The organism is Nocardia neocaledoniensis (assembly GCF_029868625.1).
GTDB classification, from domain to species: domain Bacteria; phylum Actinomycetota; class Actinomycetes; order Mycobacteriales; family Mycobacteriaceae; genus Nocardia; species Nocardia neocaledoniensis_A.
In genome coordinates this window covers 16,927-27,161 of the sequence record NZ_JARWOJ010000204.1, presented here as the reverse complement: position 1 = coordinate 27,161, position 10,235 = coordinate 16,927, and the positions used below count along the sequence as shown (strand labels likewise).

The window sequence follows — 10,235 nt, the reverse complement described above, 5'->3', positions numbered from 1 at the left end:
CCCCCAAACAACCCCCCCCCCCCCCCCCCCCCGCCCCGGGGGGTATTCTGTCCCTCCCCCGCCCCCCCCCCGCGGCCGGGGGGGGGGGATTCGGGTCAGTCGATGGTCTCGGCGCGATTCGCCGTGCTCGCCAACCCGTCGGACTCCTCGGCGCGCGCCGCCTCGGCCCGTGCCTGTTCCGCCCGTGCGAGCGGATCGAGCACCACCGGCTCGGCGGCCGCCTCCGGCCTGCCCGCGGTGACGACGCCCAGCGGATCACGCACCGGCACATCGTGTTTCGGCGATCGGCTCGCCCCGCCCTCGTCCAGGCCCCAGCGGTCGTGCAGGCGGCGCAGGAACTCCGGGGCGTACCAGTTGGCGTCCCCGAGCACCTTCATGGCCGCGGGCAGCAGGATGCCGCGCACCAGCGTCGCGTCGACGAGCACCGCCAGCGGCAGGCCGATGCCGAACGCCTTCATGAAGGTGATGTCGGAGGCCAGGAAGCCGAGGAACACCAGGGAGATGAGGATCGCGGCGGCGGTGACGATGCGCCCGGTGCGTTCGAGCCCCAGCGCGACGGCGGTCTCGTTCTTGCCGGTGCGGTCGTATTCCTCGCGGATGCGCGCGAGCAGGAACACCTGGTAGTCCATCGCCAGGCCGAACGCGGCGGCGAACAGCATCACCGGCACGGTGGCGGCCAGGTCACCGGTGACGGTGAAACCGAGCAACCCGGACAGGTGCCCGTCCTGGAAGATCCACACCAGGGCGCCGAAGGTGGCGGTGAGGCTCAACGCGCTCAGCACCATCGCGAGCACGGGCAGCACCACGCTGCCGGTGAGCGCGAACAGCACGACCAGCATCACGATCAGCACGAAGCCCAGTGCCCACGGCAGCGCGTCGGAGATGGCGGCGAGGGAGTCGACATTGGCCGCGGCGACGCCGCCGACGAGCAGGGTGCTCGGTGTCGGCACCGCCCTGACCCGCTCGACCAGCGCGGACAGCTCGTCACTGTCGGCGGTGGCGGGCACGATCGACAGGTACACCGCGCGTTCGGCGCGGAAGCGGGCATTGGCCGCGGCGGGTTCGACCAGCAGGCCGCCCTGGGCGTAGCTGCCGGTGGCGGTGTCGACCCGGCGGACGTCGTCCAGATCCGACATCTCGCGGGCGATCGCGTCGAGGCCCGCGGCGCTGTAGGCGCTCTCGGGCAGCACCGCGACGAGGGTGTTCTGGTCGCTCTCGCCGAAGTCGCGCTGCACGATCTCGGTGACCTGCCGGGAGTTCATCGACTCCGGCAGGGTCCGTTCGTCCGGGAAGCCCAGTTTCACCCCGAGGAACGGCGCGCCCAACAGCAGCAGCACGGCGGTGACAGCGAGCCCGATCGGGATCGGTTTGCGCATGACGGCGGTGGCCAGCTTGTGCCAGGCGCCTTCGCCGGGAGCGGGACGCGGCGCCCGCAAGAACCACCAGCCGAGCTGGCCCTTGTCGATTCGGGTGCCGAGCAGCAGCAGCGTGGCCGGGAGCACGGTCAGTGAGACGGTCGCGGCCAGTGCCGCGACGACGATGCCCGCGTAGCCCATGGACCGGATGGCGAGCTGCGGGAAGAACAGCAGACCGGCCAGCGCGACGGCGACGGTCAGTGCCGAGAAGGCCACGGTGCGTCCGGCGGTGCGCAGCGTGGTCGCGACGGCGCCGGCCGGGTCGCGGCCGTCGGCGAGTTCGTCGCGGTACCGGTTGACCACGAGCAGGCTGTAGTCGATGGCGAGGCCGAGCCCGAGCAGGGTGGCGACGTTCGTGGCGGTGACCGAGAGCGGGATGAACAGCGTCAGCAGCCACAGTGTGCCCATGGTGGTGAGCACCGTGGCGACCGCGACGAGCAGCGGCAGGCTGGCCGCGACCAGGCCGCCGAAGACGAACAGCAGCGCGATCAGGGTGAGCGGGAACGCGATCGCCTCGCCCTTGACGATGTCGGTCTTGCTCTGTTCGACGGTCTCGTGCAGCAGCATGGCGAAGCCGCCCACCCGGACCTGGAGGGAACCCTGCTGCCCGGTGAGCTCGTCGGCGATGGCGGCGACGCGCAGGTCGACCTCGCGTTCGGTGCCGAGCACGCTCGCCAGGATCATGCCCTGCTTGCCGTCGACGCTGCGCAGCGCGGGCTGGTGGGTGGTCCAGTACGACAGCACCTCGGCGACGCCGTCGCGTTCCTGCAGGTTGGCGACCAGCGCGGTGGCCGCGGCGGTGGATTCGGGATCGTCGACCGAGTCCTCGGTCTCCACCAGCAGCAGCAGATTCGGTGGGGCCTGACCGAATTCCGCGCGCAGTACTTCGAGCGCGCGGCTGGACTCGCTGCCGGCATCGGTGTATCCGCCGCCCTCCACCCGCTCGAACAGCGTGGCGCCGAGCGCGCCGAGCACCAGCGCCAGCACCGCGAAAACCCCGAGCACCCAGCGGCTGCGCCGCCTGGTGAATTCGAACACCGGATATACCCCTTACTCGTCACGCCTCGCGCGCTCGCGCACCTGGATCCGCGGGGCGGCGGCCGATCACCGGCCGGTCCGCCTCGGCGGCCCGAACCTGTTGGCGGGTCGGCGCGTTCGCCCGGCGATGGTAGCAACATCGTGGCGCGTGCGCGGGTCCTCGGGGCGGGTCAGGGTGCCCGCGCCGAGCGCCGTCCCGCCGCCGTGCGGGCCGAGCGGCCGCGCCCGCGCCACGCGCGCCTTGCCGCCGTCGGTCGACGGAGGGGCGCGGTGCCCCCGATTTCCCTGTGCCACTGAGCAATTCGCGGCGAGTGCCACCAGGAACGGTCAGGGCCGAGAGCCGCCGACCACGGCCGTCGCGACGGTGCGGCGCAGGCGTGGCGGCAACGCGGTGAACAGCGCGCGCATGGCGGCGACGGTGCCCACCAGATCGTCGGTGCCCGAGAGGTAGGCGCGCTGCAACGGCGTGGGCAAACCGAAGAAGGTCTCGAAGAAGACGGCGGTCTCGTGCGGCGGCAGGGCGAGCAGCGCGCGCAGTCCGGCCCGGCGCAGGCCCGCCACGGCTCGCGCCTCGGCCGTCCACGGCGTCGCACCCGCGGCGACGGCATCGGCCGCGCGCAGCGAGGCCGCCACGCTGTAACCGGTCGCGGGATGGATCGATCCGCCCGCCGCGCCGAATCGGCCCCGGCCGGGGCGACCGCCCTCCACCGGGAACCGCACCCGCTCCACGGGTTCGGCCCCGGTGACGGGGATTCCGCGCGCGCGGAGGCGATGTTCGAGCCTGCGCCGCAACTCGTCGAGGCCGAGGGCCGGGCGGCCCGCCAGGCAGGTCTCCTCGAACAGCAGGAATTCGGCGCCGAGCGGGACGGTATAGAGGAACGAGGCCGGCGCGCCGGGCTCGGCGCCGTTGTCCGGCCGCCAGTCCATGAACAGGGTGGGCGGATCGGAGCCGAGCCGGTCCCGCCGCAGGAGGACGCCGTAGGCGGTCTGCTCGGCGCGGCGCGGCGAGCGGGTCAGCCCACGGGCATCGATCACACGCCCGGTGGCGACCTGACCGGAGGCCGTGGTCACCACGCCGCTGCGCGCGTCCACCTCGACCGCCCGGTCGGCGAGGACCCTGGCGCCCTCGACGGTCAGCGCGCGTTGCAGCGCCGGTGTGTCGAGGACCTGGTAGGCGCGGTCGAGCCGGTGCTCGCCGATCGCCCAGGCCGTCGGTGCCGGGACGGTCGCGGCGACGGCCACCGGGTCGAGCCAGGCGGGCAGTTCGTCGGCCCACGCCGCGTAGGTCGGTGTCCACGCGCGGTCGGGGTGCGGATCGATCACCGTGACCGCCAGGCCATGGGCCAGCGCCCGATGCGCGACCGCCCGCCCGGCCGGGCCCAGCCCACAGATGATCACATCGCCGTTCACCCGACGATTGGATCAGACGCCACATTTTCAAGCACCGCCGCGTCACGGACCGGCGGCGGTTCGGTGCCGTGCGCTCGCCCCGCCGTGAATTATCGGTAATGATGGGGCTATGAGATCGATCTGGAAGGGCTCGATCGCATTCGGGCTGGTCAATGTCCCGGTCAAGGTCTACACCGCGACCGAGGACCACGATATTCGGTTCCATCAGGTCCACGCCAAGGACGGCGGCCGGATCAAATACGACCGTGTCTGCCAGGTGTGCGGCAAATCCATTCAGTATTCCGATATCGACAAGGCCTACGTCTCCCCCGACGGCGACCAGGTGGTGCTCACCGACGCCGATTTCGCGAAACTGCCCGCGGCCGAGAAACACGAAATACCCGTGTTGGAATTCGTGCCCTCCGACCAGATCGATCCGGTCCTGTTCGACAAGAGCTACTACCTCGAACCGGACTCCGCGACGCCGAAGGCGTATCAGCTGCTGGCGGCCACGCTGGAGCGCATCGACAAGACCGCGCTGGTGCACTTCACCCTGCGGCAGAAGACCCGGCTGGCGGCGCTTCGGGTCCGCGATGGCGTGCTCGTCCTGCAGACGCTGCTGTGGCCCGACGAGGTGCGCGCGGTCGACTTCCCCTCGCTCGGCGACGCCCCCGCGCCGCGGCCGCAGGAATTGAAGATGGCCGAAACGCTGGTCGAGTCGATGTCGGGCGATTTCGACCCCAGCGAGTACACCGACGAATATCAGATCGAATTGCAGAAGCTGCTCGACGAGGCGATCGCCAGCGGCACGGGAAAGGTCGAGTCCGCCGAAGCGGCCGAACCCGCGGAGGCGCCCGACGCCGAGGTCGTCGACCTGGTCGCCGCGTTGCAGCGCAGCCTCGAAGCCAGCGGCCGCCGCGAGGCCGCCGAGGAGAAACCGGCGCCGAAGAAGGCGGCGAAGAAGTCCGCCGCCAAGAAGGCCGCGCCGCGTAAGGCCGCGAGCAAATCCACGGCGAGCAAGACCGCCGCGCGCAAGGGGGCGTAGGGCACACTGGGCCCATGGACCTCGCGATCGCTGTCGTTCCGATGGGATTGGGACATCTGCGTCAAGTCCTCGACCTCGGCCATCAGGTGTTCGACACGACCACCAAGCCGTACACCTCGTGGTCGCTGACGGCGGTCGCCGAGCATCTCGACAGCCCCGACAACGCCTGCTGGGTGGCGCTGGACTCCGACCGCGTCGTCGGTTTCGTGCTGGGCTCGATGGAGTTCGAGCATCGCGACGACTGGGCCTACCTGGAGTGGATCGCGGTGGCTCCCGACATGCAGGGCCACGGCATCGCGCGCAGGCTCGTGGACGTGTGCTCGGAGGCGTTGTTCGCCCGCGGCGCCCGGCACATCGTCACCGACGTCGAAGACCGCAACAGCGCCTCCGGCGCCCTGATGACCAGCGCCGGGTTCGTCCCCGCCGCGACCGTCACCCTGCTGGTGCGCCCGAACCCCGACGATTCCGGCACCGGTGAGCAGCCACTACCACCGATGTCGGCCACCACCCGCCACGACCTCATCCGCCGCGGCCGCCTCTCGGTCGATCACCCTCGTCGCTGACGCTACTTCCGGAACTTCGTTTCCAGCTCACGCAGTGTCGCCTGGAGGTCAGCCGGGTCGTTGGTCTTGAAGATGCCCGCGTACCCGGTTTCCGCCCGGACCGCGGCGACGACGTCCGGATCGTGGTAGAGCTGAGCCAGTTTCCGCAGGGTCGGGTCGTCCTTGTCCTCGGCACGCGCCGCGAAGATGTTGATGTACTGCTTCAGTTCCGGCCGCTCGGGGTCGTCGGTGTAGATGATCTGCTGAGGGGTGAGCCCGGCCGGACCCGCGAAGGTGTCGTCGACGAACGCGGCGTCGACGCTGTCGAGGGACTGCGCGGTCAGGGTCGGATCGATCGCGGTGAGCGACACCTTCGAGGCCGCGGTGTCGACGTCCTCGATCTTGGAGTCCCAGGTGGCCCCGCCCTTCAGGACGATCAGCCCCGCCGCCGCCAAGCCGAGCAGCGGACGCACCTGCTGCGCGGGATTGTTGCTGAGGGTGATCTCGCCGCCGCGCGGGATGTCGGCGACCGAGGTGTGCTTCTTCGAATACAACGTGAGCGGGAAGATCTCGGTGGCGCCGATGGGCACGAGGGTGTCGTTGTTGGCGACGTTGTAATTCGCCAGGTAGCGCACGTGCTGGAACTTGTTGAGGTCCACTCGCTTCTGCGCCAGCGCGGGGTTGGGCTGCTTGTAGTCGGTGAAGTTCACGAACTCGACGGTGATGCCCTGCTCCGCGGCCTTGGTCCGGTAGATGTCCCAGTGCGGCTGGGCGATGTCGTTCACTCCGATCCGCACGACGTCGTCGGGGTGATCGTTCCCACACCCCGCCCCGCCGAGGACGAGCGCGAGCAGGACCGGAATCGCCGGCAGACGGCGCAGGATTCGCATTGTCGGCAATTTAGACGGGCGTCCAAGAGTTTGCGAGGGTTGTGCTCGAGGCGAACCGAACCGTTGTCGGCGGGGGTCGCGCGCGGCTTGGATGACCGGGTTCACCCACAGCGAGCAATTCGGGAGTCATAGTGAAATTCCGTCGGGTACTGGCGATCCCGGTCCTGGTAGCGACCGCGGCCCTCACCCTCACGGCCTGCGGATCCGGCGAGGCGGAGTCCGGCACCGTCGTGCGCATCGGCACCACGGACAAGGACAAGGCGTTCGAGGTCTTCGAGCAGAAGGCGAAGGAACAGGGCATCACGCTGAAGGTCACCAACTTCTCCGACTACAAGCAGCCCAATGCCGCGTTGTCGCAGAAGCAGATCGACGTCAACCTGTTCCAGCACCTGCAGTTCCTCGGGCAGTACAACGTGGCGAGCTCCGACACCCTGACCCCGATCGGGGCCACCTATATCGTGCCGCTCGGCCTGTACTCCAAGAAGCACAAGGCACTGGCCGACATCCCGGCGGGCGGCGAGATCGCCGTCCCCAACGATCCGACCAACCAGGCCCGCGCGCTGTTCGTGCTGCAGGCCGCCGGGCTGCTGACGCTGCGTGGCACGTCCGCCCAGCCGACGCCCGCCGACATCGACGCGGGCGCGTCCAAGGTGCGGGTGACCCCCGTCGACGCCGCGCAGACCGCGCTGTCCCTGGCCTCGGTCGACGGGTCGATCATCAACAACACCTTCCTCGACCGGGCCGGAATCGATCCCCAGTCGGCGCTGTACAAGGACGACCCGAAGAATCCGGCCGCCGAGCCCTACATCAACGTCATCGTCACCCGGGCCGAGGACAAGAGCGATCCGACGCTGCTGAAGCTGGTCGAGATCTGGAAGGACCCGGCCGTGGCCGCCGCGCACGCCGAGGTCACCAAGAACACCGCGGTGGCCGTCACCCGGCCGGGCGCCGAGCTCGAGCAGATCCTCGACCGGGTGCAGCAGGGCATCCGGGCGAACAAGTGAGCGCGGCCGCGGCCGCTGTCGAATTCCGGTCGGTCTCCAAGGTTTTCGGCGGCGGCGCGGACCGCCATGTCGCCCTCGACGGCATCGACCTGCGGATCGAGCAGGGCGAGATCTTCGGGGTGATCGGTTACTCGGGCGCGGGCAAGTCGACCCTGGTGCGCCTGATCAACGCGCTGGAGAAGCCGACCTCGGGCACCGTCACGATCTCCGGCACCCCCATCACCGGGGTGCCGGAGTCGGCGGTGCGGCGGCTGCGTCGCGACATCGGCATGGTGTTCCAGCAGTTCAACCTGTTCCGCTCACGCACTGCCGCGGGCAATATCGAGTACCCGCTGAAGGTGGCGGGGTGGAAACGGGCCGAGCGCAAGGCCAGGGTCGCCGAGCTGCTCGAGTTCGTCGGGCTCACCGACAAGGCGCGCGCCTACCCCGATCAGCTCTCGGGCGGGCAGAAGCAGCGCGTCGGGATCGCGCGGGCGCTGGCGACCTCGCCCTCGCTGCTGCTGGCCGACGAGGCGACCTCCGCGCTCGATCCGGAGACCACCGGCGAGGTGCTGCGGCTGCTGCGCAAGATCAACACCGAGCTCGGGGTCACGATCGTGGTGATCACCCACGAGATGGATGTGATCCGGGCCGTCGCCGATCGGGTCGCGGTGCTGGCGCAGGGCAGGATCGTCGAATTGGCCCCCACGTTCGAGGTTTTCGCGGCGCCACGGGCCGCGCCGACCAAGTCGTTCGTCGCGACCGTGCTGCACAACCGGCCCGACGCCGCCGAACTCGAGCGGCTGGGACAGCTGCACGGCGGACGCCTGGTCACCGTCGACGTCGACGACCACAGCGGCATCGGCGCGGCCCTGGCCGCCGCCACCGCCGCCGACGTGCGGTTCGAGATCGTCTACGGCGGCGTGAGCACCCTGCAGGACAAGACCTTCGGCAGCATCACTCTCGCACTGCACGGCCCCGACGACGCCGTGGACCGGGTAGTCGCCGACCTCGAACGGAAGGCGGGCTGATGGAGACGAACTGGGAGAAGTTGCGGCCCACCTTGTTCGAGGCGATCGGCACGACCGTCTACCTGGTCGGCGTGACCTTCGTGGTGGCCGGAACGCTCGGATTGATCCTGGGCACCGCGCTCTACACCACGCGCAAGGGCGGACTGCTGGCGAACGGGCCGATCCATCTCGTGCTCAACGTGCTGGTCAATGTGGTGCGGCCGATTCCGTTCATCATCCTGCTGGCGGCGCTCGGCCCGATCACCCTGGAGGTGGTGGGTACGACAATCGGCAGCGAGGCGGCGCTGTTCGTCATGATCGTGGCCGCGACGTTCGGTATCGCGCGGATCGTGGAGCAGAACCTCGTCACGGTCGATCCGGGGGTACTCGAGGCGGCGCGAGCGGCGGGGGCCGGGCCGCTGCGGATCATTCTCACGTTGCTGATCCCGGAAGCGTTGGGCCCGTTGATCCTCGGCTACACGTTCGTGGTGATCGCGATCGTCGACATCTCGGCGATGGCGGGCACGGTCGGCGGTGGCGGGCTCGGTGACTTCGCGCTGGTCTACGGCTATCAGCAGTTCGACTGGGAGGTCACCATCGTGGCCACGCTGATCATCATCGCCGGGGTGCAGGGCGTGCAGTTCCTCGGCAACGGGCTGGCCAGGAAAGTGCTGCGCCGCTGAGTAGTTCGCGCGAACGACAGCGGGGCAACGGACAGGTTCGTCCGTTGCCCCGCTCGCGTTGGTTTCCGTCAGACGTTCGACGTGCACGCCGAGAGAATGACGCTCGCCGCCCGCGGCGAGGCCGAGCCCGGGTCCGGGAACGGCGCAGCGCTGATGCCCAGCACATCCACCGCCGCCCGCTCGGCCGCGGCCTGGGAGTGATCCCAGGCCCAGCCGAACCGGTAGTCCGCGCCCTGGGCGACCGCGCCACAGGCATTGCGGAATTCGACGACGACCTGGCAGTCCCGGACGCCGCACTCGGCCAGGGCCGCCTGGCTCGCCGCCTCCCAGCTGCCGTAGTTGACCGCCGAGGCGACCACGGCCTCCTGCGACGACAACGCCAGCGCGCCGTACAGGTCACCGGACGCGGTCTGGAACCCGCCGTCGCGCGACACCGCGGTGTATCCGGGCGCCTCGGCGATCGCCACGCCGCTCTCCGCCGCCCCGGCCGGACCGGCCGTCACGACGGTGAACGCGGCCGCCGCGCACGCCGCGGCCACACCCAGGGCATACCTGCCCACAACAGACATCAGAGATTCTCCCCATCGAAAATGTCGACCCCACAGCGAAAGCCGACCCGAGCAAGCCGCCGGCGAATCCTCCCGGTTCACCAGCCGCCCCAGACTAACAATCCCCACCGACAAACTCGCTACGCGGACAACGTGGCCCGCGCCGCCATCAACGCGAACCCCAACAGGTTGAGGCCGCGCCATGTCGCGGGATCGGCGGCCCGGGAATCACCGGCCGACAACCCGATTCCCCAGATCCGATCCTGCGGACTCGCCTCGACGAGCACGCGCTCACCGGTGGCGAGCAGGTAATCACGGAGCCCGGCGTGCTGCCCGAATTTCGCCACACTGCCCGCGACGACGATCCCGAACCGGGCACGCTGCCACAGCGCGTCGTCGAAGCCGCGGACCAGCCTGCCCAACTTCTTCGCCTGGCCGGGGTGCGTCGCCGTCACGATCTGCGCGGCGGTGCGCTCGTCGTCGAACAGCATGGCCTTGCGCCACATCATGTAGTGCTCGGCGGTGGCGAATTCGATGCCGTCGACGACGAAGGTCGCCGGCCACCACTGACTCAGGCAGCCGGCGCCGATCGCACCGTCCGGTCGCGGCTGATGACCCCAGAAGGTCAGGTATTTCGGCGTCAGCCCCTGCGCGATCGCGGTGCGCAGCTCGTCTACCGTTGCGATGGTCAT

10 protein-coding genes are annotated in these 10,235 nt (G+C 69.9%); 5 read left to right on the top strand and 5 right to left on the bottom strand.

The genetic code is table 11. The features are described 5' to 3' along the window. Positions 1 to 95: 95 nt before the first annotated feature. Positions 96 to 2,453: an MMPL family transporter gene (locus QH270_RS15045; RefSeq protein ID WP_280342315.1), complete on the bottom strand. Its 2,358-nt coding sequence runs from the start codon at positions 2,451 to 2,453 to the stop codon at positions 96 to 98. A 327-nt stretch (positions 2,454 to 2,780) separates the two neighbouring features. Next, on the bottom strand, positions 2,781 to 3,863 hold the full coding sequence (locus QH270_RS15040) for a lycopene cyclase family protein (RefSeq protein WP_280342312.1): 1,083 nt from the start codon (positions 3,861 to 3,863) through the stop codon (positions 2,781 to 2,783). Positions 3,864 to 3,972: 109 nt separating this feature from the next. Between QH270_RS15040 and QH270_RS15035 the strand changes: the two genes are divergently transcribed. After that, complete coding sequence (locus tag QH270_RS15035; RefSeq protein WP_280342309.1) at positions 3,973 to 4,887, top strand: Ku protein; 915 nt, start codon at positions 3,973 to 3,975, stop codon at positions 4,885 to 4,887. A 14-nt stretch (positions 4,888 to 4,901) separates the two neighbouring features. Next, positions 4,902 to 5,450, top strand: coding sequence for a GNAT family N-acetyltransferase (locus tag QH270_RS15030; RefSeq protein ID WP_280342305.1), 549 nt, complete (start codon positions 4,902 to 4,904; stop codon positions 5,448 to 5,450). Between the two features lie 2 nt (positions 5,451 to 5,452). Here QH270_RS15030 and QH270_RS15025 read toward each other — a convergent pair whose 3' ends face one another. Next, positions 5,453 to 6,319, bottom strand: coding sequence for a MetQ/NlpA family ABC transporter substrate-binding protein (locus tag QH270_RS15025; protein WP_280342303.1), 867 nt, complete (start codon positions 6,317 to 6,319; stop codon positions 5,453 to 5,455). A gap of 131 nt (positions 6,320 to 6,450) precedes the next feature. On the opposite strand from QH270_RS15025, the gene QH270_RS15020 reads away from it, so the two are divergent. Genes QH270_RS15020 through QH270_RS15010 form a run of 3 tightly spaced genes read left to right on the top strand, consistent with a single transcriptional unit; the run spans position 6,451 to position 8,995 of the window. Then, positions 6,451 to 7,323 (top strand): MetQ/NlpA family ABC transporter substrate-binding protein, encoded by an 873-nt coding sequence (locus tag QH270_RS15020; RefSeq protein ID WP_432420367.1) that lies wholly within the window; start codon positions 6,451 to 6,453, stop codon positions 7,321 to 7,323. Beyond that, complete coding sequence (locus QH270_RS15015) at positions 7,320 to 8,333, top strand: methionine ABC transporter ATP-binding protein (RefSeq protein WP_280342300.1); 1,014 nt, start codon at positions 7,320 to 7,322, stop codon at positions 8,331 to 8,333. Before QH270_RS15020 ends, QH270_RS15015 begins: the two co-directional genes overlap by 4 nt. Beyond that, the gene (locus QH270_RS15010) at positions 8,333 to 8,995 is read left to right on the top strand and encodes a methionine ABC transporter permease (RefSeq protein WP_280342298.1); all 663 of its coding nucleotides are present in this window, start codon (positions 8,333 to 8,335) and stop codon (positions 8,993 to 8,995) included. The genes QH270_RS15015 and QH270_RS15010 overlap by 1 nt, the downstream gene beginning before the upstream one ends. A gap of 68 nt (positions 8,996 to 9,063) precedes the next feature. On the opposite strand, the gene QH270_RS15005 is transcribed toward QH270_RS15010, so the two are convergent. Both QH270_RS15005 and QH270_RS15000 read right to left on the bottom strand, forming a co-directional pair. Continuing rightward, positions 9,064 to 9,564: a DUF4189 domain-containing protein gene (locus QH270_RS15005; protein ID WP_280342296.1), complete on the bottom strand. Its 501-nt coding sequence runs from the start codon at positions 9,562 to 9,564 to the stop codon at positions 9,064 to 9,066. Positions 9,565 to 9,683: 119 nt separating this feature from the next. After that, a complete protein-coding gene (locus tag QH270_RS15000; RefSeq protein WP_280342294.1) occupies positions 9,684 to 10,235 on the bottom strand; it encodes an NADAR family protein in 552 nt (183 codons plus the stop codon).